This window comes from Candidatus Xiphinematobacter sp. (assembly GCA_016766635.1).
In the GTDB taxonomy this organism is placed as follows: domain Bacteria; phylum Verrucomicrobiota; class Verrucomicrobiia; order Chthoniobacterales; family Xiphinematobacteraceae; genus Xiphinematobacter.
In genome coordinates, this window is record CP068473.1 from 786,800 (window position 1) to 813,163 (window position 26,364).

Genomic DNA, 26,364 nt, shown 5'->3' on the forward strand with positions numbered 1-26,364 from the left:
GATATCTGTCTCCTCTTCTTCCAGAGAAGGATAACAAAATGGCTTAGGCACGTTTAGCTTTTAGACTGTGGAACCCATAATAAGCAATATAAAGATAACTTATCGCCGGGATAAAGAACGACTGGTGCAATCCTATAGCGTCTGCCACACGTCCCATAAGCACTGGGACAATAGCGCCGCCTACGATCGCCATAATGAGCAGACTAGAACCGTAACTAGTGAGGTGCCCTAACCCCTGAATACTAAGGGTAAAAATGTTCGGAAACATGATAGAATTGAAGAGACCAACCAATAGTATCGCCCACATAGCAACTGCCCCATGCGAAGCATATGCCAGTATACAGAGCGAAGCGGCAAAAAGAGCATTGAACCTGAGGAGCCAGGCCGCATCAACCCTCCGAAGAAGGAAAGAGCCAAGAAAGCGTCCCAACATTGCCCCCCCCCAGTAATAGGATACATAGCCAGCCGCTATCTTAGGAGATAGCCTTGCCACAGTGGACTCCCCCATAAAATTAATGAGATAACTCCCTATTGCTACCTCAGCTCCCACGTAGAGAAAAATTCCGATGCAACCAAGCAGTAAGTTCGGAACGCACAGCACCTCTATGAAACTCCCGTGACGCTTCTGATCCCCCTCTATGGCAGCTAGCTTTGGCAATGGAAACTTTCTGAGGAGCCAGGCCATGAGTAGGAGAACTCCAGTGATAATTAGATAGGGGACTTTTATAGATGCAGCTCTAGTCACCCTGTCCGTTATAGCTGTCCCAGCCTCTGCCCCCCCGGCCAGGATTAGCCATCCACCAAATGAGGGAGCAACAGTCGTCCCCAGGGAATTAAAAGCCTGGGTTAAATTTAATCGACTAGAGGCAGTTTCAGGTTTTCCCAAAGAGGAAACAAAAGGGTTGGCTGCTATTTGGAGCAGCGTAATCCCGGAAGCCAATACAAAGAGAGCCTCCAGAAAAATCGGATAAGAAGCAAAACTGGCTGCCGGATAGAAAAGCAGCGTTCCAGCCGCTGCTGTTGACAACCCTACCACCATACTCTGCTGGTATCCGAGCCATCCTACAATTTTTCCGGCAGGGAGGGACATTAGAAAATAGGCACCAAAAAAGACAAACTGAACCAGTGAGGCCGTCGCATAGTTAAGGCTGAACACTGCTTTCAAATGAGGAACCAAAATATCGTTGAGGCAGGTAAGAAATCCCCACACGAAAAACAAGCTAGTCACGATGACCATCGCACTCAATGCCTGAGCCGTTGGCACAGCGGCCCCCTCACGGTCGGCTACGGTTACTCGTCGAGTAGAGGAGTAGGACTTCATAAACTTGGACATACAACAAAACAGGCCCAGCCTTTTTGCTCTAGTGTATCTGCCGCAACCCACAACAACCTATGCGACATACCCGCAGCTGGGCTACCTACGTGCCACGGTAGCTTCTTTTATACGCAAGTACACACAAAATATCTTTTCCATCCAGGACTCTACCATTTTCCTAAGATTGATCCAGTGGATCGTACCAAACATGGTGTCATTTCGAACAGAGAGAAAGGATATAAGCTGGAGACGTCCCTTGCAGAAAATCTGGAGACTGCAATCTCACCATCTTCTTAACGGAAGAGGTGCTTAAGGGCTGCAGATTTGCTATCCTCAGAAGACCTTATTCTTCCTCGGATCCACGGGGCAGGATCTGAATCCTCGGTATCAGCTCATTTTTTGAGAGGAAGGTATAGGAAGGTATAAGTATGACAAGGCAGTGTTGCGCCGCTCACTATGAGCACAATCTGCAGGTAGGCCAAAATGCGAGCATCCACTTTACTTGGTTAAGGGCTACTTCCTCTTCAAAGGGATTAAAGACGCATGCAGCATGAAGAGGCGTTGCTTTTACTTTCTTTTCCACCGGTGGATGCATAAACAACGAGAACTCGGTGCCAAGAGAGGCTTGCTATCATGCCCCCTTCTACCCCCCCAGCAAGAGCTAGAGAGAGTCTGCTTCCGAGTTAGGTTAGCTTAAGTTTTCTGGTTAGATGTGAGTAGCTAACCCATAGGCTGCCTCCGCAGCTTCTTTAATGGATTCACTTAGGGTGGGATGTGCATGAAGAGTGTCAATCACATCGTGAAATGTGGCCTCGAGAGTGATTGCCAGGCCAAGTTCAGCAATCACCTCCGTGGCATCACTACCGACAATATGAGCTCCCAGCAGTTCCCCATGGGGCTCACCAAAAATGAGCTTTACAAATCCCTCACTCTCTCCGACAGCTAACGCTTTTCCACTGGCATGAAATGGGAATCTTCCTATCCGATACTGCAGCCCCTTTTCCCTCATATCCCTTTCAGTCACTCCAACGCTAGCCACCTGGGGTTGGCAATAGACACAACTTGGAAAGACAGAAGTTCTTTTGGGTTTCGACGGTCCCCACATGCCATTAACTGCCTGAACTGCCTCGTAGCTAGCCACATGAGCCAGCCATGGCGGACCAATAATATCTCCGGCACCATAAACTCCATCGACACTGGTTGCATAGTAATCGTCAGTTTTGAGATAACCGCGTCGATCAAGTTCAAACGACATCCCAGGCGGTAGGACTGGAGATACACCGATTGCTACCAGCACAGTGGGCGATTGTAGGACCATTTTACCTTCCTTTCCAAAAAGGGTGAGGCAGACACTCCCGCCTTTAATCTCTGCTTGTTCCACCCTAGTATTAGTCAAAAGACGTATACCCTGTTTGGCAAGAGACGTTGCCAGTGCTTCACTAACTTCTGTGTCCTCCAGGTGGAGGACATTTGGCATCACCTCTACAAGAGTTACTCTGGCACCGAAAGCATTGAAGAAGTAAGCAAATTCAATACCAATGGCCCCCCCCCCAACAATGAGGATTTCCTCTGGGAGCTGAGGAAGAACCATCGCCTGCTTGCTACTGATAACTGTTTTATCGTTAAAGGGCAGGCCAACCATTTCGCGTGGAACGACCCCGGTAGCAAGAAGAATCCTGGAGGCTTCTAGTGCCTTGCGCTTGTTATCCCGATCCACTATCTCCACAACGTGAGCCTGAGGGACTGAGCCCCTAGCGAGGATGTAGTCAACTTTATTCTTCCTAAATAGTTGCTCAATCCCCCCAGCAAGCCTATCACTTACCTTCCTACTACGACTAATAACTCTCGTCCAATCAAAGGAAAGATGATCAAATTTAAGCCCAAACTCTTCCCCTCGCTGCTGTACTATGTGGTAGAGCTCGGCGTTGCGTAGCAGAGACTTTGTTGGAATGCAGCCCCAGTTTAGACAGGTCCCTCCGGCTCGATTTTCCTCAACGCAAGCAACTTTCTTTCCCAACTGGGCAGCACGGATAGCAGCGACATAGCCAGCTGGACCTCCTCCAATGACAACAAGATCGTAAACCATGATAGTTTAAATTGGGGTACTAGAAGAAAAGTAGGGATTCTGGGATTTCAAGCAATTTACGGGAAGCTGTAAGAAACTCAGCAGCCGCGACACCGTCTATTACACGGTGATCGCAACTTAGCGAAAGTGACATCTGTTGGCCAACGATAATTCGACCTTCGGATGTTACTACAGGTTTTTTCATGATGGCTCCTACAGCAAGGATAGCTGCCTGAGGAGGATCGATGATCGCAGAGAATGACTCTATTCCATATGCACCCAAATTAGAAACGGTGATGGTACCTCCCCGATACTCTTCTGGTCTCAACTTTTTCCCCCTGGCGCGAGTAGCAAGATCCCTGACAGCTAGGCTGATTTCCCGAAGGGAGAGGTTCTGGGCATTGCGGATGACTGGCGTTATCACCCCATCCTCTATGGCAATTGCTATGGCTAGATGAACGGCTTCATACTGCAAAATGGCGTCCCCGGTAAAGGTTGCGTTGATCTTAGGATAAGAAGTGGCTGCACGGGCAACCGCGAGAAGCACAAAGTCGTTGACGGTGATTTTTTGATTGGTAGCTTGCACGTCCTCACTGAGTTGCTTTCGGAGTCTAGAAAGAGGTGCAGCGTTTACTTCCAGCTGCAAGTAAAAATGGGGGATCTGAGTTTTGCTTTCCAATAATCTGGAAGCAATAGAGCGTCGCATGCTGCTAAGTTCAATCCGGCGAGAACGAACCGGATAGGGAGGAGAAGTAGCAGAGGAACTACTACTGTCCGCCACTGCGGCTTTTACATCTCTAGAGACAATACGTCCACCAGGACCAGTGCCCTGAAGTCGGGAAAGGTCTACTCCCAACTCTAGGGCAATCTTTTTGGCCAATGGAGAGACCTTGACCCGCGCACAAGACCCAGAAGAAAAGGGAGATATTGTCGATGAAGAGGAGGTGGTGGTTGAAGTGCGAAGGGCAGCTGCTGGGCAAACACTGCGAGAAGCTGCAGATGTTTTCCCAGAAAGTCGAGCAATCTGGACGCCTACTCGAACTGTTGTGCCATCCGGTACTAGAATCTTTTCTAATATACCTTCATCAAAGGCCTCCATTTCCATAACGGCCTTATCAGTCTCTATCTCGGCAAGCACATCACCAATTTCAACTTTATCGCCTTCCCCTTTGAGCCAGCGAAGGAGCGTGCCTTCAGTCATAGTATCGCTCAGTTTAGGCATCTCGACGGGAATGGAGGACATAAAATCGTATAAAATGATAAGCTAGATCCGGAAGCTCATTAGCAAATGGAAAGGGCTTTGCTAACTACCCGCTCCGCAGTGGGAAGCTGCCTTTTCTCAAGCTCGGGGCTATAAATTGCCGGAGCATCTAAGGTACAGACGCGTACTACAGGGGCATCTAACTCGTCAAAGACTCTTTCTTGAATGAGGGCAGCAATCTGAGATGACACTGCACAGAAAGGTCTATTCTCATCGACCAAGACAGCCCGATGAGTCTTGCGAATGGCATTTAGGACTGCCTCTTCATCCAGTGGGCGAATCGAGCGTAGATCGATAACCTCTGCATAGATATGGTGCTGTCTCGCCAGGATATCGGCAGCTTTTAGAGCAGTAAGTACAGCCCGGCCATGGGCGATGAGTGCAACATCTGTTCCGCTACGCTTGACATCTGCTACACCTAATGGAATGAGATACTCCTCCTCAGGGACGTCCCAGCGTTCTCCGTAAAGCAAGGTATTTTCCATTACGCAGACCGGGTCGTTATCGCGGATGGCGGCTTTCATTAGTCCCTTTGCATCGTAGGCCGTTGCCGGGCACACTACCTTTAGACCTGGGGTGTTAGCGATGAAATTTTCTGGAGTGTGCGAGTGAGTGGCGCCTACATTCGTTCCACCATTCGCTGGGCCGCGGATGACGAGCGGGAGGTGGATAAGACCTCCTGACATATAACGAATACACCCTGCATTATTAATGATTTGATCAAAGGCCACGTAGGCAAAACTCCAAAACATCAGCTCAATCACTGGGCGCATTCCTAACATAGAGGCTCCTATTCCTAATCCGATAAACCCAGCCTCACTGATGGGGGTATCCACCACACGCCTACTTCCAAAGCGTCTCCATAATCCCTCAGTAACCTTGTAAGCACCATTGTATTCAGCAACCTCCTCACCAATAATCACTACATTCTCGTCACGTAAAAGTTCCTCAGCAAGTGCGTTATTGAGAGCTTTGCGGTAGGTAATCAAAGGCATGAAATCAACTCTCAGCAAGAGAAGGTTATCGAAAAAAATGCGTACCGCTACAACCAGCTTGAGTCGCGTGATCTACTTCATAATAGATATCTTCAAATATAGCTGTTTCCCTCGGAGGAGGGCTTCCACTGGCAAATTGAACGGCAGACTCTACCTCACGGACGGCCTCCTCATCAATTTGATCTATCAGCTTTCCTGTAACAATTGCCTCATCAAGTAGACGTTTAGACCAAAGCCGAATAGGATCGTGAAAGTTCTTGTGGCGCTCAATTTCCTCGGTGGACCTGTATTTCTTTGCGTTTGCATCAGCAACCGAATGCCCATAGTAGCGATAGGTTCTGACTTCTAGAACAGTAGGACGGCAATCTTTATGGGCCCGCTGGATAGCGCCCTGGGTTTTTGCACGGACTTCATAGAGATCTTCTCCATTAGCTGTATCCCAGGCAATTCCGTAACCTTCTGCACGTTGAGCTAGACAATTCCTAAAAGTAGAAGAGCGTTCCACGCTCGTCCCCATCGAATATTGATTATTCTCAATGATATAAACGACCGGCAAGCTCCAAAGACCGGCAAGATTAAGAGATTCGTGGTATGTTCCTTGATTGACTGCTCCATCCCCTAAAAAACAGAGCGTAGCTCCCCGGACTTTTTTATATTTCAAAGCATAGGCAATGCCTAATCCTAGCGGAGTCTGCCCACCCACCACTCCATGTCCTCCCCAATAATGCCTTTCCGGTGAAAAAAAATGCATAGATCCGCCCTTCCCTTTCGAACAACCGGTAGCCTTCCCAAACAGCTCAGCCATACACTCCTTCATGTCCATTCCTACAGCAATGGCATGGCCATGGTCACGGTAGGCGGTAATGATGTGATCGTCTGCATGCAGGAGAGACGATGTACCGACAGCGACAGCCTCTTGGCCAATATAGAGATGAAGAAACCCCCCCATACATCCCTGATTATAATATTTCAGAGCGGCCTGCTCAAAGCGTCGGATGCGCACCATTCCACGGAGAAACTCGACTTTCTGATCGGATGTTAGTGCCGCGTTGGTGCTGACCTTAGAAAAGTCCTGGAGGTCTACTTCCGCCTGGATTTTACTTGCAACGCTAGTTTTGTTCATCCGTCTGCGCGTTTCGAAAGTTTTTTTTGAGATTAATTGACCCGGGCGTGCTCGTGATACCTTATTTCGTAACTTGATTGCACTACAAAAGTAACACCCTCCTCTACTCTTGATGAAGGCTAACGGTTTGACAATAGCAATCCTGGAAAATCGCCCCCGTTTCCAATTGGAGGCAAGAGAGGAAGTGCGAGCTGATTTTAGCGAACGGACGTGGTGGACTCTGGGCAGTTACCGATTTAAATTCTTCGATAATAAAATGGTCCAATAAAGAAGTTTATGAAGCCGGGGGTGGATCTTAACTCATCACTGATGATTGGGAAAGCTGGAGTTTGGTGTTGAGTGGCACAATGGCTTACATGCTTTCTTGGTTGCCAAGCTCTTTTTTTTGCATCGGATACGAACGCTCCACTTATTTTTTTGGCGCTGCGAGGAAGCTCGACTTTCGATAATTTGCCGATTTACCATTGGACACTGGCCTATTTTGTGAAGATAAATGGACACGTCGGTCTTTAATTATCCTGAGAACTTTGACGTAGTAGTAGTTGGTGCTGGGCACGCCGGGGTAGAGGCAGCTATGGCTTCCGTGCGATTGGGGTGTCGCACTCTTTTACTGACGCAGAATGCAGATACTATTGCCCAGATGTCTTGTAATCCAGCAATCGGTGGATTAGCCAAAGGACATATAGTCCGGGAAATTGATGCCTTAGGTGGAGTAATGGGGCTGAATGCGGATGCTACAGGCATACAGTTTCGTATGCTCAATATGCGTAAGGGCCCCAGTGTTCGGGCACCGAGGGCCCAATGTGACAAAAAGGCCTACCAATTTCGAGCAAAGGCTTTACTGGAAAGAGAGCCAGAGCTGAAGATCCACCAGGCCGTGGCAGCCCATCTCCATGTTGAGGAACAACGTGTAGTTGGTGTCAGAACACAACTAGGAGTCTATTACCATACATCAACTGTGGTGGTTACTACGGGCACTTTCTTGCGAGGACTGTTGCATGTTGGTGCATGCAATCAGGAAGGGGGGAGACTAGGAGAAACGGCTACAGGATTTAGTAAATGCCTGCAAGAGCTAGGGTTTGAAATTAGCCGGTTTAAAACAGGCACACCCTGCCGCCTCCTAGCAAAATCTATCTGCTTTAAAGCCTGTCAGCAGCAGGATGGCGAAGAACCCCCGCCACTTTTTAGTGGTATCTCTCATACCCTAAAACGAGGTGTAAACGACATCTTTACCCTTAACAGTTGGGAGGAAGGAAAATTTCACGTGAGGCAGATTCCCTGTTGGATTACGCACACCAATGAAAGGACACATGCAATTATTCGAGATAATCTTTATCAGTCTCCTCTCTATAGTGGACGTATTAAGGGGGTGGGACCTAGATATTGTCCTTCTATAGAAGACAAGGTGGTAAAGTTTGCTGAAAAGTCCCAGCATCAAGTTTTTCTGGAACCAGAAGGACATCAGACAGATGAAGTCTACGTGAATGGGGTGTCTACTAGTCTACCTTTCGGGGTGCAGTATAGACTGATACGGAGTATTCGTGGCCTAGAAAATGCGGAGCTTCTCAGGCCAGGATACGCTGTAGAGTATGATTACTGTCCGCCCACCCAATTAAAGCGCACTTTGGAAACCTATCAGGTTACTGGGTTATTTTTTGCTGGCCAGATCAACGGGAGTTCTGGCTATGAAGAAGCTGCAGCTCAAGGACTTGTGGCCGGGGCGAACGCTGCGCTCCAAGTGCAGGGTAGGCCACCATGGATACTGTCACGCTCCGAAGCTTATATAGGGGTATTGGTAGACGATTTGGTGACCCGTGGGGCACTAGAACCTTATCGGATGTTTACCAGCCGGGCTGAATTTCGCCTACTTCTTCGTCAAGATAACGCCGATCTCCGGTTAACAGGAAAAGGGGTTCAGATAGGGTTGGTACAGGGAATCCGCAAGCGCTGTTACGAAGAAAGGAGTTTCGCCTTTCGGGAATTGATGCTGGAAGTGCGTCGAATCCGCCAGGATGGGGTACCGCTTTCCGTGTGGCTGCGACGCCCAGGTAATTCCTTTTCTGCTATAGATCCGGAGTGGCGTAACAAATACCCAGACTCTGTTTGGGAATCAGTGGAAGTCGAACTGAAATACGAGGGATATATTCACCGTCAGCAGGAACAAGTAACCCGTGCTGGCAGCCAGGAAACCCTCCATATCCCCGAGTGGATAGATTTTTCTCAAATTGTTGGGTTGAGGAACGAAACAATTCAAAAACTTTCTCAAGTACGCCCAGAAACGTTTGGCCAAGCTTCACGCATTAGTGGAGTCACGCCAGCCGATATCGCTCTGCTTTCTATTTGGGTAGAAAAACAGCGCCGTCTGCGTCACAGAGCAGAAGATGTTTAGCTGATCTGGCTGATCTCCGACTTGTGAGAGGTGGAGGAGGCAATGTTTTTATGGAATAGGAGTCATCACTCTCAGAGGAAGCCCTGGCGAGGGCGGCTCTGTTTTCGAAAAGGGGGGTCAGTCCTTTTGACCTGATGCGGGGGAGACAATATGTCAGTGGGATTATGCGGACGGAACATCATTTCTCTGTTGGCTTCCACCTTCCGGCCCTAACCGAAGCGCTGGTACTCAGGTGCCGAGCAGGCATCCCAATAATTTTAAAGGGAGAAAAGACTTTGCCTAGGAGAGCCGCCACTGTCTATTGCTCTGGAAAGGTGTTGCGACAGTTTTCAGGGTGATTATCCCTGCAGCCCAGGATAGTGTAGACCTAAACTTGCTTAAACTTGCTGCTAAGCGAGGCTGTTTGGTATACGTCTTCCAGTGAGTGCACCGGCCCGGGGAATTGCGCTATCTTTGATTATGGAACTAACTCACTATCTTGCCGAGAAGGCTCGCTTGATAGACAAAGCGCTAGACGACTCATTGCCTCATCCATCTATTAAGCCAGAGAGCTTGCATCGTGCCATGCGCTACAGTCTTTTTGTGGGAGGAAAGCGTCTACGTCCCATTTTATGCATAGCTGCCTGTGAAATTTGTGGTGGAGAAGCAAAGGACGCCCTGCCAGCAGCCGTTGCCCTTGAGTGTGTTCATACCTATTCGCTCATTCATGACGATCTGCCTTGCTTGGACAATGACAATTTTCGCCGTGGTTGTCACACTACCCATAAGGTGTTCGGTGAGGCCATTGCCCTCTTAGCCGGAGATGCCTTATTGACGCTTGCATTTGAAATTCTTGCGAAGGCGCGTCCTACACTACGTTATGCTCCTCAGGTATTTCTATCTGAGCTTTCCCATGCTGCCGGCAGCCGCAAGCTCATTGCTGGACAGGTAGCAGATCTAGAAGGAGAGGGAAAAAAGTGTAAGCTCTCGGAGCTTCGTTTCATTCATCGGTGTAAGACATCCGCAATGATCGTTGTCTCTCTACGTCTTGGTGCTATGACCGCTAATGCGACACCATCAAAGCTCGCTTCACTTACAACATTTGGCGCAAACCTTGGCCTCGCCTTCCAGATTGTTGACGACATTCTCGATGTCACCCAGACTACTGAGTGGCTTGGAAAAAGTGCGGGCAAGGACACTGTCGCTAGAAAGGCCACCTTTCCTGCCTACATGGGGGTCAAGGCTTCAAGGAGGGAGGCCGCGCGTCTCACTCACAACGCGCGCCGTGCCATTAGATCTTTTGGGTGCAGGGCCAGGCTCCTAAAGAAGCTGGCGCTCTTTTTGTTGGGACGTAAGAGCTAGTCCATTGGCCAATCTGGGAGAGAATTGCTGAGAGTGATAAATAAAGAAGCTCAAACTTTCCTATACACTCAGTGTATTCAATTACCTTGCTAGGAAGTCGCCAAGCGCGAGGAATAGAGCGATTCATCATTGCTTGGCTCAGGATATGCAGGAGTTAGCAGCCACACAGTTGGATATTTTTTTATGAGGGGATTTTTGCTGTCAAAATTCCAGTTTGCTCGACCATATTGCAAGGGGGCTCTCTATGTGAGCTGCTCAAAAAGCTTTTGTGTTTTTGTTGTTTTGCCTCTATGTTCGTGTTCGCCGAAAAGGCTGGAAGCGATATGATAGGTGAATCTGGCAAACTGTGAACTGCGGAGAGAATTTGGCAAAAGATCCAGTGACTGCCTCCTTGGAGGGAACTCAGTGAGAAATAATAATCAACAGGTGGAGTTTGTGAGCGTGGGACATTTTGTTTCGGTTGGGCTCCGTATGGGTGGAACCACGCCAAAGGGTGCTGCACGATAGGGCTTTTAAGATTTCCTTCCTCTTGGAGGACCTCCTCCTTAATGGGTTGGGTGGCCGGTTGTCGGCGCCAAGCACGTTCATCCATTCAGCCGTAACTGTACTTCGCTCTCCGGATCTATTTACCTGGCTTAAGGTGTACAGACGTACTATTGTCCCCCCGGTTGATATTGTAGGATGGGGTTCGTAAAGTGCTAAACTACAACACCATGGGGATGAAAAAAACCTCCTAGAAAGTCGGATAAAAAAGCCCGGTGCTGCCGTAACGGCCGCCCTTCTCGGTAGAGATTACACAGCAGTTGGTGACTCACACTGAACACCGGTCCCAGAAGGTCTAACCAGATGCAATTCCAGTGCCAAGAAGACCTACGCCCGATAGTTAGAAAATGGCCTCTGGGAAGCGCACTGAGCGCCATCCTCCTTGCTATTTCTCTCCAGGCGGAGTGTTCAGCCACTCTACCATCATCTCTTTTTATTCCTTCTTCGATAGCGCGAAGCCCTTTCGTCGCGCCGTTCCAAACCACTCCTTTTTTTCTACCGACGTTTCTATCAATGCCCTTCTATTCTCGACAGTCCAGTTGGCTGTCGCCAACCCTCACGGCCAACTTTTCCGCCTCTGGAGTACTCTCCGTAACACCACCACTTACTGACGATGGAATTTCTCGTATCCGTTTTGCTAAGAAGAAGGAGCCCGTAATCGGTAATACTAAGAAGCTTACTCTCAACGATGCCGTACGATATGCGCTTCGGCATAATCCAGAAATCCTGCGTTCTATTCAGCAAATCCGATCTATCCATGGGAAGCTTATTAGCACGCGCGCCCAGCTTTTACCACGACTTATCGCAACTATCGCTCTTCGAGATGCGCCATCTTCACCTGTCCCTCCTGCCTTCAGTGAAGTTTCACCTGCAGATAGTTCCCCAACAAAATTGCCTAGTAGGCATGGCGTGGCGAATCGCCTTTCTTGGAATGCGCAACTCAGCGTCCAACAGCTGATATTCGACGGAGGAGGAAAACTAGCTAGCATGCAAGCCGTCAAGCACCAGGAAGCCATGTCCTTCTTTGCCCTCTGTGGCACGATTGATAGCGTTATCGCGCAGGTCAAGACTGCATTCTTTCGAGTCATTCTCAACCGCACTCTCGTCGCAGTCCAGGAGCGATCAGTTGCTATGCTAGAAAATCAGCTAGAAAACCAAAAGAGGCGTTACCAGGTGGGCACCGCTCCGAAGCTTAGCGTACTGCAGGCGCAAGCGGCTACAGCTAGCGCAGCGTCTACTCTTGTTACGGTTCAAAACGACTTACGTATTTCTCAACATCAACTTGTCAAACTTCTTGGAATGAACTACGCGGGGTATGCAGAGATTCCCTTGCATGTGATAGGGGATCTAGAAGTGAGGTTCCACACCATCTCACCGGCAGAGTCCGTTCGAGAAGGACTTACTCGGAATTCGACTCTAAAAGCTCAGCGAGAACACGTCCTCTCGCAGGTAGCCCTAGTTCAGGAAGTCCTTTCCGGCAGATATCCCAAGATCACGTTAGGTGGCGGATACCTCATTCAAGATAACGCTCGTTCCTACATTGGAGGATGGTTTTGTGGCCTTAATGGGACTTGGAATATTCTTGGTGGGAGTGGTCAAGTCAGACAATCTAAGGCGCAGTTGAAGCAGTCCGTCATCAGCTACAATGATAATGTGCGTTCCATTGTCGCCAGCGTCCAGAAAAATGTTGCCAACTTACGACAGGCTCAAGAGATTATAAGGAGCCAACAGGCCAGCGTAGTGCAGGCTATGGAGGAACTACGCTTGGCACGTGAGCAATGCGACAGTGGTATAGGGACTCAACTGGAAGTTTTCGATGCCAAGATTAAATTACTCCAGTCACAAGCCGCTGTCCTTCAGGCACGGTTTGGTTATATCCAGGCCCTAGCACAGTATGAGTCCATACTTTCCCTCAATACCCTACACATAGAGCCCAGAGACCTCTTAACTGATAAAGAGAAACAGCGTTTTGAGAGAGCAATGGTACTGGATAAAACCCTTCCGATTGTGCAGGCAATGCGTTTAAGCGAGTAAACTCCCTAACGCCTGTTCGTCTCTGCAACAAATTCATAACAATACCCACCACTCTTCAAACTCGGCGGATGGTCCTAGAAATATGGATGAGGATCTGTTGTTATCTAACCCCTTGTAGAAGGGCTCCCCCCTTCGGGGCCAACAAAACCGGCCTCAAGGATAAGGAAAATTCCATAGGGCCTTTTGTAAGGTGTGATTTCACGATGCTATCGCGCCGCCTTTGGGGTAGCTACCCAGAATCTTCATGGTCAGACAGCATCTAGACAGCTGCTCTAGCAGGCAGTTTTTGGCTTGTAGCTGCGTGCTGTGTCCTTCTGCTTCCATCAAGAAGAGAAGATCCTCAGTATCTCTCTTCCCGGTGGCCGGTTGGCTAGCCAGTGGTCCAAGAGCAATGGAACGCCCTTTAAGGGGCTCTAGGACGGCTAGCGCCTCAGGTTTGTTTTCTAGGCGAAGCAGGAGTAGGGTGCGGTCTGATCCTGAAGGAGAGGTCGGAATACGACTGAGGACTAAAAACCGGTCTCTCTGCTCTCCCTCTCTAGAATCTAGTAGGATTTCTGCGCATATGCTTAGCTCGGTCCTTGCTAAGTCGCTTAGTACTTGTGCTACTGCCAAGTTTTTTACTTCGGTAGAGCCGACAGGGATTACTCCGCAGTCCGCTTCACTTTCAGAGACTCTTCTGAACACTTCCGAGGCTTCCTGAAAAAAGGTATATTTTACAGCGGAACCAAAACGGCGGCGCGCTGCCTGATGAGTAATTCCAGCTATCAGTCCTAAACAGGCTACCGTTATCTCCTTCTCTAAGGCGCGGCAGGCGGAAATAATTTCTCGATAGATAGCATGAACTGAAGCTGCAGATAAGGCACTTTCATTTTTCTCCGCCAAGTGGCGAAGCAATTTTTCCTCCCTATCGGGAGCATAGATAGGAAGACCCTCCTGACGTTTCAGATCCCCTATCCTGCGGACCGTGGTGACACGTTGGCTTAAAAGCGATAGAATCTGCGTGTCTACTGCATCGATTTGTTCTCTTAGGGTCTGCAACTTAGTAGGGATTCCTACAGAGGTGGTTTCCTGCTGTTGGCTAATGGGTAGTATATCAGCCATGGTTTCAACTCTGGCCTTTACTCTGCTCACATGGTTTACGTGCCCTTGGGAGAGGCAGACCCATTGTTAGGGGAGACATAGTCTAGATAGGTCCTTGATTCGTTGGAGAGCCTTGAACTTTAGCCTTGCCTTACTTGGGCAGAATATTCGTTGTCCATCGCGTCATCCGGTACGGCGCAGGAGAAAAAAACCGCTAGTTTTTCTCCTTTTCCTCCTGAAATGGAGGAAGGGACACGTAATTCCCTCCACCACAAAAGTGTCTTAGAAATAAAGTGGAGGCACCCAATGTAAACGTATGCCAGAATAGGATTCTCCATTTGGTAGTTACTCGGATACGTTCAAATTGCTCCGTTCAGGAGGGTTCCATAGGGAAAACAGCAAGGTCATCCTGGAAGTAAATCTTTGCCGCAGCCCAGTGAGTGCGGATTGCCGAACAGGACCGCGACCATGCGACCATTAGAATGGGAAGCTTCCTCGGGTCAAGATGCATTCCTGCGAATGCCTCCCCTTATGGCTAAAGTGTAAAGTATGAACTGTAAAATTGCCCGACAATCTCTCTGCGATACCTATTTCTAGAGTCGTCATTGCTCTATCGTCTCTTGTACCCACGCTTGCTACCCTCCTTGGAAAGTTGCGAAATGTGCTTCTCCCGTTCTTGGATTCTTGTCTTACGCTTACGCAAAAGCCTTGCTAGTTTTGTGGAGACTTTATCAATGGCAGCATAAAGGTCGTCCTCAGCGTCTTCTGCGTAAATGTCTGGACCTGGAATTGCTAGGTGAACCTTAATCACATATTTTTTCGTTCGTGTCTCGTCATGAAGAAGAACTACGTGGGCTGCTAAGATCTGCTCTGTCATCTCTTCCAAGTGGGAAATTTTGTTTGCTACATACGAATGGATGGCGGCCGTCAGGACTAGATGCCGAGGACTAAGATGAATGTGCATAGGCACATGCTAATAAATAAGAGAGAAAGCTGCGAGAAAATAACCAGTGGCTTCCTTTGTCGGCAGGCATCATAAGTGGTCGTAATCCCCTCTATAAACAATGGGGGTCGAAATAGAGGGGCAGATGTTCTAAGCTTAGAAGCTTAGTGCCGAGAAGACTTTATAATCCCGATAGGGCCATCGCCCAGATGGCCTTGTTGTCCTATCCATGCCCAGTGCAACGGAGTATGTTCCTGCTGGCAAAGGCAGTCATCACGAGAGATCTTTTTCCTTGTCTCATATTCCGAGAAGTACTTACGTGCTAAGATGCGCGGGAGCGGGGACTCTATTACCCTTATTGAGCTTTGAGCTCAAAGATTTTTCCTGTGAAAGATCACCGTTGCGCCCTCTGATGTGTTAGAGGTGGGGTGCAACCACGAGAACGAGAACACGAGGCAGCAGTCGAGGCAGAAGTAAAAGACACCCGCTATCCCAGGGCAGATTAGGGAATTTTGGGAATTTTACTAGGGGTGGGGGGGACTGCCCTGCCTTCATAGGCACTTCAATTCTCAGGCACATAATACAAAAAGAAGCTCTCTACCACGCCAGTTGATAACCACCAAGAGGAATTGGAGGATGAATTCCGGCAATCTGCTAGTAGAAGAAGAAGAGGATACAAGTTGGCCTAGGGCAGTAAGGCCTTTGTCCGGAAAACATGATCCTCCAGTTAGTATTCTCTATAGCATTGGCGCGATAGACTGCAAATTCGGCTGCCGCCAAAAGGAATATCCCCAAACTAAGGACAGGCCTGAAAAAAACGTCCTTCTACTCTGAAACCTTCCGTATGTGCAGAATGTCTAGGCAGCATTCTACCCACCCTTTGAAGGGAGTTGAAGTAGTCCATGGTAATTTACTGAATTGATCCGCCGAGTAGCTTTTGGCCTGAGTTTTTCCTGAGGGAAAAGATTGACTTCTTTGCTATCTTCCCACCCACAGGTTTTCCTTAAGTACTTCTCTGGAGGCCGTCAGAGCCCCCATTTTCTCGTCCATTTTATGGAAGAATGCGTTTTCTCCTTAGGATGGGGAGGGAAGAGGGGGGTGCACTCCCATTTTGGGGGGGGGAGCAACTCTCAATCTATTTAATAATCCGACCTAGAGCAGGCCTGCTCTGTCCCTCTTAGACGTAGGAGGCCATGCTAGTTTCTCAAGGAGTCCAAGGGAGAGAAGCCAATGGTATTTGATTATTTCTTATTTCTTCAGGGATATAATGGGTCAATTGCTCCAGAATGCCCCTTTCCCAGCCGGTGAGACTAGCTGAGCGGCTGAGCGAGCAGACAAAGCACCCAGCTTCTACTGAAGATGGAAGTTTACATTTTTCCTCTTTGTGGACTTATAGGGTACGAGAGGTGGAGGGGACATCCCTACCTTCTGGTAGGCACGTGCAGTGGCGACACGCCCTTGAGCCGTTCGTTGAAGATAGCCCTGCATGATTAGGTATGGTTCATGCACCTCTTCTAACGTTCCTGCTTCTTCCCCAACAGCCACTGCAAGCGAACTAATCCCGACAGGCCCTCCATTAAACTTGTCGATGATGACCCTCAGGATGTGTTTATCCATTCTGTCAACACCTTCCTCATCAATTTCTAGCATTGTCAGAGCCCGAGCAGCTATCTCCCGAGTAACAGTGCCAGAAAACCGAACTTGGGCGTAATCCCGCACCCAGTAAAGCAAATTGTTAGCGATACGTGGGGTGCCACGGGAACGACGGGCAATCTCTAGGGCGCTAGCTGCATCGACAACGATGTCTAGCAAGCTAGCACTACGCTCCACAATCTTTTGTAAATGAGCGACGCCATAGTAATCTAACCTACAGATCATATCAAATCGAGAGCGCAGTGGGGATGAAATCATCCCAGAACGGGTGGTAGCACCAACAAGGGTGAACTTGGAAAGATTGAGGCGGATACTGCGTGCACTGGGACCTTGATCAATAACGATATCTAACCTGAAATCTTCCATAGCGGGATAGAGATACTCCTCAATGGCAGGTTGTAAACGGTGTATTTCGTCAATGAACAATACTCCCCCATGTGGTATATCCGCTAGGAGTCCCGCAAGGTCTCCAGCTCTTTCAAGTAGGGGCCCGCTAGTAGTCTTCACGCTAGTCCCTACGGCCCCGCCAATAATATTGGCCAGCGTAGTTTTCCCTAGACCGGGCGGGCCACTCAAAAGGATGTGTCGCAGAACATCCCCACGCTTCTGTGCGGCCTCTACCATTAGTTGCAATCTCCCCACAGTTTTTTCTTGGCCATAAAACTGTTCAAATACAGAGGGACGCAGAGACTCCAGCGACGTCCTAGATGTTTCTTGAGGACTTTTCACCTAAAAAAAATAATGCCCTGCAATAAAGAGGGGATGGTGGGGACAAGCGGCACACAAAAGGACGTTCGAGATAAATTCCTGTTTCTGTCAATGGCAAAACTCTCAAAGAGAGTGGAAAGTATACGGTAGCCAGGAAGTGGATTATCAATGATCCAGGGCTAACCAGCACACTTCTGACCAGAATGGAACAAAAAAGAATAAAGGTGAGGAATGCAAAAGTACCATGTCCAGGGAAATAAAAATCGGACTTGAAAGGCCACCCACGCAGCAGCCGTAATAGTGGAAACAAAGGGCGAGTGCTCTACCCAGTTGCATTTCTTCTCCCACTCCAAAGAAGATCTGAATAAGAATCCAAAAGACGAGCAAGAAAACAGAGAGGTAGAGTCTAACCCGTAGAGGAGAAATGGGCCATTGCTGTCCCTGGCTTGGGACGGAGAGCTCCGTCTAAAAGAGATGCCAAGGAGACCACGTCAAAAGCGTCGACTGTTCTGTAAATACCAAGAAGGAGGGAAGCTCTGACAGGAAGCAGGCACTCCAGGGAACCAAATGGACCAATGCTAGCACCGCAAGGGCTTCCAGCTCTTTTTTAAGCCTGGGCATGTTTTGTGAGAGCACAATTCCATGCACAGAGAAGAAAAATGGGTAGAGAGATCCACTGCTAACTTGAGTGAATTTCCAAGGATTACACTAGAAAGAAAAAGATGCTGGGGCTTAGCCATCACTTCGCTGATCGACTCTCTACGATTCCTCAAGATCGCCAAACGATATCCCTCCTAAGGAAGGTTTCCGCGGAACGATGTTAACATCACTTGTACCAGAAAACAGCAGATTTTCGACCGGGCTGAGAGGCCCACTTTTATCTGGCAGCTGGACCAAACGTGCAGGTTTACACCGTACCTCCTCAACAAAACCACAGGCCGAAGAACCCGTTCTTGGACCGTGCTGGAGAGAGTTGCATACAAGGCTATAGCATCGAGCTAATAGTGGTGCCGCTCGCGGGGGAGAGCTGTTTTTCAAAATCTGAGAGGCTAGCTCGTACCCCTAGGCTGTCACGAAGCAGCGCAGTGCCGACTAAAGCAGCCTGAAATTTCCCACGTACACGGCCAAGTGTAGAAGGAGAAAGTCCACTCTCCGCCACGTGGATAGTTGCCGCCGGTAGCCTCTCAACGAGCTGAAAGGTGTCTAAGTTTATGCTAAGGTCTTTCCTTGACATGCCCGTAATCCCAACGAAACCTCTTTTATCTTTAAATCTTCTGCTGTTAATTCCCACTATTTGTGCATCTGGTGGAAGGAGGTGGATTTCCTCTTCGGTATGGACCTCGAAAAGGGCTTCCATACCTAATTCTCGGCATAGATCATAGAAGCCACACAGGCGTGGGGCGTCCAGAACATTTGCCATTAGTAGCAAAGCGTCTGCGCCAAAGGCGCGGGCTTCCCAAATTTGGTATTCATCTACGATGAAATCCTTGCGTAAAATCGGTTTCAAGGAATTCTTGCGGATTGCTCCTAGTTTCTGGATGGACATGCCAAAGTAGGAAAAATTTGTGAGCACGGAGATGGCACGCACAATAGAGGACTCCTCATAGGCTTCTGGTGCACTTTTAACATTCTCCTCACGCATGGGCCCTACACTGGGAGATTTTTCTTTAATTTCAGCAACGAGACAAAAACTACCTCTCAATTTCTGATCCAGCGCAATGACTGGTGGTGCGTCTGCCACCATCGACCGTAAGTCCCCGGACGTGCGCTGTATTTTCGACGAACTGAGCTCTTCCTGTACAGTTTTTAAGATTTCTTCAAGAAAGGTCATAGCCGGTTTGCCTTATGCCGATCTGAGGGTTTTAGACTGGGCTGAGGGTTTAGACTGGGCGGACTTGCACATTCTCTCGGCGGACAGGAGGTCAAGCGACAGCCTAGCTGCCAGGCATTACTTAGTAAGAAGTAGGTGTTTAATCTTGGGCCTATTTGAGCGTGCAGAAACAGTGCACAGGGGGCAGACATCGGGAAAGTCGCAGAAGACAGAAGACCACAGATGTCTTTTGCTTGGTTTGCCTACGATCGAGAAAGCGGCGCAAGCTCCCGCCTTCCTTAGGGCACGTGGGTGGGGGAAACTGCGTATAAGAAGGGATTGCCTTAGGAAGAAGATCAAGACTGACTATCCCATCCGTCCTGGTTATTACTCTTGAAATAGTGGCAGGCATCTGAACTTAATGGTGGTTTAAAAAACTATAGTTTCGTACACACTTACGCCCCTTCACTCTGAGTAGCGAGAGACTGTTTGACCCACGCAGCATAGGCCGCAAGGCAGGAATCTGCCTCAAAGGACAGGATTTCTGGCACACTATAGGGATGCATTCTCTGAATTGCAGCCTGTAGTCTTTCCACATAGTCCGAGGTAGTCTTTAGCAGAAGTAGGCATTCCCGATTCTCTTCCAGATTTCCATTCCAAGTATAGATGGAAATTGCCCTTGGGAGGAGGGTGCCACAGGCTGCCAGACGAGCCTGCACTAGCTGGCGCGCAGTTCGTCTAGCCTGAACAGGACTTGGGAATGTTGTCAGAACGAGCCGGATCATGCTGGCATTTTTTTGCGACAAATCCAACCACCACCTTTTACCTGATCGTGATGGTAGAAAACAGCGGCTTGGCCTGGAGCAATCGCACGCTGCGGTTCTTGCAATCGCACCAGAGCACGCTTGCCATCCATTGGATACAATACAGCCATCGTTCCACGGTGAGTAGATCGAATTTTAACACTCGCTTCCATACCCCCCTCTAGAGGAACTCCAAGCCAGTTCACCCCTTCGACCTCAAATTCTTTTTGAATCAGTTCTGTCTCAAACCCTACAATGACCCTCGAATGGGCGGGGTCAATATCCACGACATACAGAGGTTGTGGAGACCCTCCTGGAAGGCCCTTGCGTTGGCCAACGGTATACATTTCAATCCCATTGTGAGGCCCTAGATATTTGCCGGAAGTGTCGTAGATGCCCCCCGCCTGGAGCCCATGCACACCCAGGTGACTTTGGAGGAAAGCTTTGTAGTCATTGTTAGGTACGAAACATATTTCCTGGCTATCCTCTTTATCTGCAACTTTCATGCCTAGTTGACGCGCAATGCCGCGAACTTCCGCTTTAGTCATCCCCCCCAGGGGGGTCAAAACTCTCTTAAGTTGCTCTTGGGAAAGACTGAAGAGAAAATAGGACTGATCCTTAGATGGATCCGTTCCCTTGCACAGTAGGGCCCCGGCTTCTGTATGGTGGACACTAGCGTAGTGTCCGGTGGCGATATAGTCAGCCCCCAGAAGCTTAGCTTTTTCCCAGAGATTCCCAAACTTAATTTTCTCGTTGCACATAATGCACGGGTTAGGTGTGCGCCCTGCGCGATACTCTCTGGAGAAATAGTCAATCACTAAACGCTCGAAATCCACAGCCTCGTCCACTACGTAGTGAGGTATACCAAGAATATGTGCTACCCCGCGTGCATCTGCAACTGCCTGTGGTCCGCAACATTTATCTTCCGCGCGAGATAAACAGTCCTGCGGCCAGACTTTCATAGTAATCCCAACTACTGACCAGCCCTCTTCCTTCAGCAAATATGCGGCGACGCTGGAATCTACCCCGCCGCTCATACCAACTAGCACACGCTTGCTGCGTCCTGCTATCGGACGAGTAAAAACTTTAAAAACCTTCGAATTCTGACTGGCATGCATAAGGATAGAGATCAAGGTAGCCGGAGGCAATCTAGAGGTCAACTATCCTCCTAATCTATAATAATCACTATTATGACGGGTCACGCTTCTCTTATAAGCGCTTCAATGGGAAAATGGCGTTTTTGTCAAGAGAGTCCGGTGGACAAGTTGCCGCATTCAAAAGCAGACTAGTTTGTTGGCTTTGAGGGGTTCTGCTATACGTTTAATCCACGCCCGCAGGGTTGTTGGGGTGACACAAGCCCAACCCAACATCGGAACCTAGATTCAACAAGCCAGCCATGTCCGGACCCACATTCGAAAAATTTGCCCTCCTCCCTGCAACGTAGTGTAAACGACCAGTGTAAACCGACCCAATTATTGTCCCCTGGGCTGCTTAATTAGAAAAGAACCTAGACACGATGTTCCACCCTTTAAAGGGGTAGCCTGCATTTTATCGGCTGGTAGATGGACTGGAATCAAGAATACATGCCACACCCGATCCCGGATACCATGTATCCCTCCCCCATCTTTCCTCTAGCTTTAAAGAAATGGGTGCCTGTGTTATTTGCGGGATCCCCCCTTTCTAAGCTGCTTGTTTTGGCCCATTGCAAGAAATTTCCACAGCTTCGGAAGCTAGATCAGTAGAGCGGCACAGGGTGCACCAGATGTTTCTGGAGCATCGCGAGGGATTACATCCAAAATTCCTTCTCTCTTCCTACCACTTATGTTCCGCTCTAGAAATTCTTCCTCCGGAAAAACAACCAGAGACTAAGGACACGCCATTTCCCAATAGTCCCATTACAGACTGTGGACAAGGCCCTTCCTGGTCTAGTAGCGTAGATGAGGGGACATCTGCTTTGGTAGCCCTTCGGCCTGTATCTGCTCTTTTGCACACACTACCCCCACCAAAGCCTTTTGCATTGTTGTGCTGTTACCACCCATTCTGTGAATGTCGGTGGCACGCCATGCATGCTAGCCTGGCCACAGTTCTTGGTACACCCTTTTTAGGATCCTCTTCTGCCTTCTCATCATCTTTGTAGCTTGCAGTATGGTATAGTCGCTATAGCCGTCAAGGTGTAGCAACCCGTGAATCAGGCAGAAGGCGATCTCTACTGTTGGAGAGTGTCCATAAAAGCCGCTGTTGAAGGCAGCAGTTTCCGCGCTGATAACGACTTCTCCATATGAGAATGTCACAACGTCTGTTGGAGAATCTTCTCTGAAGAACTGTCTGTGAACCTCCAGAATAACGGCATCAGATACGATGGCCACTTCGACAACAGGAAGGTTTGATAGGGTAGATCCATGCCCCCCTGTGTTATCAGAACAGTGAGATAGAGCTAGAAGTCCCATTCGCCTTAGTAGGGGCATATCCACACTCACTCCTTGCTGATGGTTGACTATAACCAAGCGAGTACCAGTTCGTTTCCTCAGATCGTGAACGGCGGACTCGCTAGACTTTTTTCCTTTCCTCATGGAGGGGTGTAGGCAGCGCACTGGCGGCGTGGCAACGTCGAGGTAAGTCGAAGCGTTGTTAATACTTCGTCACCGGCTTTGGGACATTAGAGTTCTTGTGGATAACATCATCTTGGCTACCACTTCTGGGAATAGGACGCTTCCATAAAGCTGGGGGAACTTACCTCTAAGGTAGTCCAAGCTAGGCACAAGCTAGGATAAACTCAGTAATGAATTAATTTGTTTTTCCGTAAGCTGGGATCTAGGTTGGCCGGGGAACGAGACTGCTCTCCAAGCGTGCCGCGAAAAGCCTATCCCAAGGAAACAGATATGCTCATGGCTCTGTCTCCCGGTTCACTGGGTGCCCTTGCTGCTCTTGGGTCAATGCCCCCTCTATAGGTCTTCTGACGTCTAGACTGCCTCGTCTTTTATACGCATCATCGAGCTAGTCAAACCGCAAAAGGCTTTCCAAAAAACACATCCTGACCGCCGAATTGAAGGAGAATCCATTGTGGGGGGCACCTCCACAATTTCAAGTTCCTTAACTCCGCAAGTACCGCCACCATTTTTCATTTTCTATGCGGGGGCCGTAGCTTCTCTACAGACTAAACGACCGCACTACTGCAGCAGAAGTTTCAATTCAAAAGAAAAAGACCCCAGCCGTATACCAAAGTAATGCTCTTAAAAACTCAAGGTTACAACCCTGGAGGGAAGGGTCCGTGCACCCTACCGCACAAAATTCCAGCCGGAAATGCATGCACTAACTCTAAAGACAGTACAACAGGAACTCCGATTGGCATCCAGTTGCTGTCTACACGGAGGAATGCCAGCGTTACCTTCTTCCTTTTACTCGTAGAAATGGATTCTAGCCGCAATGGCCGCGCCGACTACAGGGAAAATTAAATTTAAATTAACGGCAAGGAAAATCCCCCGTTACCCACTCACGTTTCCATCCTGCATTTCTGAGTATGGAAGTGTTGGGTAAGCATCCCACAAATGTGGAACTCCCTTTATGGAGAGGTTGGCCCCAGACCACATTACGCTCGTGGAAGAATAAAATAGGGGGAATGGAGCCTGCCTGGGATCCCAGAACCCCCACCAGATAGGCCTGGGTCCTTTCCCTTCATCGTGCCGCGGAGTTTGTTGCCTGCACCCTTTTACGATAGCCTTGATAGGCACGTATTATGGGCTGTACAAGTGGATGTCGCATGACATCCTCCTCTGAGAAGTGATGGAACTCAATTCCCTGTATCCCCTTCAGGGCTGCTACAGCCTCAAGGAGGCCGCTTCTTTTATTCCTCGGTAGATCAATTTGCGTTCGATCCCCAGTAATAACGCACTTCGAGTCTACTCCTAGGCGAGTCAGAAACATAAACATCTGTTCCGTAGTTGTGTTTTGAGACTCATCCAGGATAACAAAGGCATGACTAAGAGTACGTCCTCTCATGTAGGCCAAAGGAGCAATCTCCACCACGCCCTTGCATATGCTACGCTGAATTTCATCAGTTCCCAGCATATCATGCAGGGCATCGTAGAAGGGCCTCAGGTATGGAAGGATCTTCTCTTGTAAGTCCCCAGGTAAAAACCCTAGAGCCTCTCCGGCCTCAACTGCCGGACGAGTAAGCACAATCCTGCTGATCTTGTCCTGCTTCAATGCGGCGACAGCTAGTGCCATAGCCAGATAGGTCTTCCCAGTACCAGCAGGCCCTAACCCAAAAGTGATGTCAGAGCTCTTGATAGCCTCTATGTATGCTTTTTGCCCTGCAGTCCTGGGAACAACCGGAGGTTTATTAGGGGAACACTCTATCTTTGATTCCACAAGGTCAGAGAGGGTATTCTTGCCACGTGGCCTTGTGGAGGAAAAAAGTGCATGCTTAAACTCGTGCTGTCGGATGATAACTCCACGCTTTCTGGCATTTGCCAACTCCCGAAAAACAGAACATGCTTGCTCCACAGCAGAACGCTTACCCTCGATACGTATCCATCCATCCCGAGTCGTCATTCGAACACCGAGTTCACTTTCCATGTCACACAGAAAACGCTCCTCGTCTCCGTAGAGAGACCACAACGTGCGGGCACTGTCGAATTCTAGAACCAGCGATTCCATACTGATTACCGTACCTGTCTAGCTTAGTTATGCTTATCCTACCTTCCCCTCCACATCCCCAAATGAAGCATGCGATCCCTCTGGTGCAGTAGGAATCGGATGCATAAGTAAAAACAAGGAACTGTTAAGTACCCACTGTTTCTGTGGCAGCGCAGCAAGAAGAGGCGTAAGGCGTAAGACTCTCTCGCCGAGCTGCGTCGCGTCTAAAGCCATCCATGGCCCCCTCTCGTTTTGACAAAAATCTGTCTCTCCTTCATGGACATTCCCATGGCCCTATAGGGTTGAGAGTCTGCCGGGTGATCTTGTTACAGGGACTGGCCAGTACATTTGCAGCGGAGTACGCTCCTATCTTTTACGTATGTTCCCCCACACACGTTGTTCCTTCTTCCAGGAGCCTCTCCTTTCTATCTGTGTATTAACCCTGTGGCAAGACCGTCTCGATGGGTAATGGAGGTTGCTTGCTATAACCGCTCCTTTACCAAGGGCAGGCGGAGTTTTACGCTGGGCTTGAAACAACTCTTCTATTCACTGTCATGTCTCTCGTTATTGTTGTATATAAGTGCGTACCTAATATGCACTAACGAGCAGTTACAGTGCTACTGACTGCAATAGAGGAGGTGACTCTCGGTTCGATGAATGTCCACAGGTTACAACAACTTCTTTGCGCTTTTGCTACCAAGCGATTGGCTGTTATCGGAGATATTATGCTAGATGAATTTATCTGGGGAAGGGTTTGTAGAGTTTCCCCAGAGGCACCGGTCCCAGTAGTAGAAGTTCAAAGCGAATCCCATTACCCTGGTGGGGCTGCAAACGTGGCCCGAAATCTTAAGCCGTTTTGCCAATCTGTGCATATTTTTGGCCTCCTTGGGAGGGATCCTTCAGGAGATCGTCTGGCTCGGCTGCTGAGGAATGAAGGGATTTTAACAGGCTATCTTGTTAGGGGGGAAAATTTTTCTACAGTTTTGAAGACCCGCATTATTGCTCTCCATCAGCAAGTGGTCCGGGTTGACAGGGAAAACAAGGGTTTCTTTTCTGCTGCCGATACAAAGACAACAAGTGAACAGGTCCTGAAGATATTTAAACAGTTGCTGCCTTCACTAGATGGCGTCATCTTTGAAGACTATGGCAAGGGATTTCTCAACCAAGAGTTGAAGGATCGATTGTGTCATATGGCTAACGGGAAGGGCATGATTGTAGCCGCCGACCCAAGCTCTAGCAATCCTCTAGATTGGTCCGGGGTAACCGTCATAAAACCGAATCGAAGTGAGGTTTTTGATTTTGCAGGCGTTCCTTCTTCACTCGTTAATGTTTCCAACCCATTGGAAGATAAAAAGTTACTACAAGCCTGCGAAAGGCTACAAGCGCGCTGGGATCTTCCCCAACTACTCATTACTCTTGGGGAACAGGGGATGCTTCTAGTCCAGCCTGGATCCCTACCCTATTATATTCCAACCCGTGCCAAAGAAGTTTTTGATGTTTCCGGGGCAGGGGACACTACTATTGCTATATACACTTTAGCATTATGTGCTAATGCAGCACCTGAGGAAGCTGCTGAAATTTCTAATCATGCGGCTGGCATAGTAGTTGGTAAGTTGGGTACAGCCACCCTAACTAGAGAGGAGCTAGAGGGGAGTTTTGAATAGTA

The 26,364-nt window shown here is 48.9% G+C and carries 18 protein-coding genes; 4 read left to right on the forward strand and 14 right to left on the reverse strand.

The features are described from left to right. Positions 1-43: 43 nt before the first annotated feature. The 5 genes from JMM79_03475 to pdhA form a co-directional block, all read right to left on the reverse strand. Positions 44-1,321, reverse strand: a complete 1,278-nt coding sequence (locus JMM79_03475; GenBank protein ID QQY08280.1) for a sugar MFS transporter — start codon at positions 1,319-1,321, stop codon at positions 44-46. Between the two features lie 700 nt (positions 1,322-2,021). Then, positions 2,022-3,401 (reverse strand): dihydrolipoyl dehydrogenase, encoded by a 1,380-nt coding sequence (gene lpdA, locus JMM79_03480; protein QQY08281.1) that lies wholly within the window; start codon positions 3,399-3,401, stop codon positions 2,022-2,024. A gap of 19 nt (positions 3,402-3,420) precedes the next feature. Beyond that, positions 3,421-4,623 (reverse strand): 2-oxo acid dehydrogenase subunit E2, encoded by a 1,203-nt coding sequence (locus tag JMM79_03485; GenBank protein QQY08282.1) that lies wholly within the window; start codon positions 4,621-4,623, stop codon positions 3,421-3,423. 38 nt (positions 4,624-4,661) lie between these two features. Then, positions 4,662-5,636, reverse strand: coding sequence for an alpha-ketoacid dehydrogenase subunit beta (locus JMM79_03490; GenBank protein QQY08283.1), 975 nt, complete (start codon positions 5,634-5,636; stop codon positions 4,662-4,664). Between the two features lie 25 nt (positions 5,637-5,661). Beyond that, on the reverse strand, positions 5,662-6,759 hold the full coding sequence (gene pdhA, locus JMM79_03495) for a pyruvate dehydrogenase (acetyl-transferring) E1 component subunit alpha (protein QQY08284.1): 1,098 nt from the start codon (positions 6,757-6,759) through the stop codon (positions 5,662-5,664). 493 nt (positions 6,760-7,252) lie between these two features. Between pdhA and mnmG the strand changes: the two genes are divergently transcribed. The 3 genes from mnmG (at position 7,253) to JMM79_03510 (ending at position 13,066) form a co-directional block, all read left to right on the forward strand. Beyond that, positions 7,253-9,148, forward strand: coding sequence for a tRNA uridine-5-carboxymethylaminomethyl(34) synthesis enzyme MnmG (gene mnmG, locus JMM79_03500; GenBank protein QQY08285.1), 1,896 nt, complete (start codon positions 7,253-7,255; stop codon positions 9,146-9,148). A 459-nt stretch (positions 9,149-9,607) separates the two neighbouring features. After that, on the forward strand, positions 9,608-10,489 hold the full coding sequence (locus JMM79_03505; GenBank protein ID QQY08286.1) for a polyprenyl synthetase family protein: 882 nt from the start codon (positions 9,608-9,610) through the stop codon (positions 10,487-10,489). A gap of 1,056 nt (positions 10,490-11,545) precedes the next feature. Continuing rightward, positions 11,546-13,066, forward strand: coding sequence for a TolC family protein (locus tag JMM79_03510; protein QQY08287.1), 1,521 nt, complete (start codon positions 11,546-11,548; stop codon positions 13,064-13,066). 198 nt (positions 13,067-13,264) lie between these two features. Here JMM79_03510 and pheA read toward each other — a convergent pair whose 3' ends face one another. The 9 genes from pheA to JMM79_03555 all read right to left on the reverse strand — a co-directional run bounded on the left by pheA (position 13,265) and on the right by JMM79_03555 (position 24,719). Beyond that, positions 13,265-14,167 carry a chorismate mutase gene (gene pheA, locus JMM79_03515; protein QQY08288.1) on the reverse strand — a complete coding sequence of 301 codons (903 nt, stop codon included), beginning with the start codon at positions 14,165-14,167 and terminating at the stop codon, positions 13,265-13,267. Between the two features lie 119 nt (positions 14,168-14,286). Further along, positions 14,287-14,484 (reverse strand): hypothetical protein, encoded by a 198-nt coding sequence (locus JMM79_03520; GenBank protein ID QQY08289.1) that lies wholly within the window; start codon positions 14,482-14,484, stop codon positions 14,287-14,289. 272 nt (positions 14,485-14,756) lie between these two features. After that, the gene (gene raiA, locus JMM79_03525) at positions 14,757-15,116 is read right to left on the reverse strand and encodes a ribosome-associated translation inhibitor RaiA (protein QQY08290.1); all 360 of its coding nucleotides are present in this window, start codon (positions 15,114-15,116) and stop codon (positions 14,757-14,759) included. Between the two features lie 1,323 nt (positions 15,117-16,439). Next, positions 16,440-17,471, reverse strand: a complete 1,032-nt coding sequence (gene ruvB / locus JMM79_03530; GenBank protein QQY08291.1) for a Holliday junction branch migration DNA helicase RuvB — start codon at positions 17,469-17,471, stop codon at positions 16,440-16,442. Positions 17,472-18,435: 964 nt separating this feature from the next. Next, positions 18,436-19,281 carry an indole-3-glycerol-phosphate synthase gene (locus JMM79_03535; GenBank protein QQY08292.1) on the reverse strand — a complete coding sequence of 282 codons (846 nt, stop codon included), beginning with the start codon at positions 19,279-19,281 and terminating at the stop codon, positions 18,436-18,438. 434 nt (positions 19,282-19,715) lie between these two features. After that, entirely contained in the window at positions 19,716-20,045 is a 330-nt protein-coding gene (locus JMM79_03540) for a divalent-cation tolerance protein CutA (GenBank protein QQY08293.1), read from the reverse strand. Continuing rightward, the gene (gene mnmA / locus JMM79_03545; protein ID QQY08774.1) at positions 20,042-21,181 is read right to left on the reverse strand and encodes a tRNA 2-thiouridine(34) synthase MnmA; all 1,140 of its coding nucleotides are present in this window, start codon (positions 21,179-21,181) and stop codon (positions 20,042-20,044) included. The genes JMM79_03540 and mnmA overlap by 4 nt, the downstream gene beginning before the upstream one ends. A gap of 951 nt (positions 21,182-22,132) precedes the next feature. Next, on the reverse strand, positions 22,133-22,633 hold the full coding sequence (gene ybeY, locus JMM79_03550; protein QQY08294.1) for an rRNA maturation RNase YbeY: 501 nt from the start codon (positions 22,631-22,633) through the stop codon (positions 22,133-22,135). A 1,102-nt stretch (positions 22,634-23,735) separates the two neighbouring features. After that, positions 23,736-24,719 carry a PhoH family protein gene (locus JMM79_03555; GenBank protein QQY08295.1) on the reverse strand — a complete coding sequence of 328 codons (984 nt, stop codon included), beginning with the start codon at positions 24,717-24,719 and terminating at the stop codon, positions 23,736-23,738. Between the two features lie 632 nt (positions 24,720-25,351). On the opposite strand from JMM79_03555, the gene JMM79_03560 reads away from it, so the two are divergent. Continuing rightward, the gene (locus JMM79_03560; GenBank protein QQY08296.1) at positions 25,352-26,362 is read left to right on the forward strand and encodes a hypothetical protein; all 1,011 of its coding nucleotides are present in this window, start codon (positions 25,352-25,354) and stop codon (positions 26,360-26,362) included. Positions 26,363-26,364 lie beyond the last annotated feature (2 nt).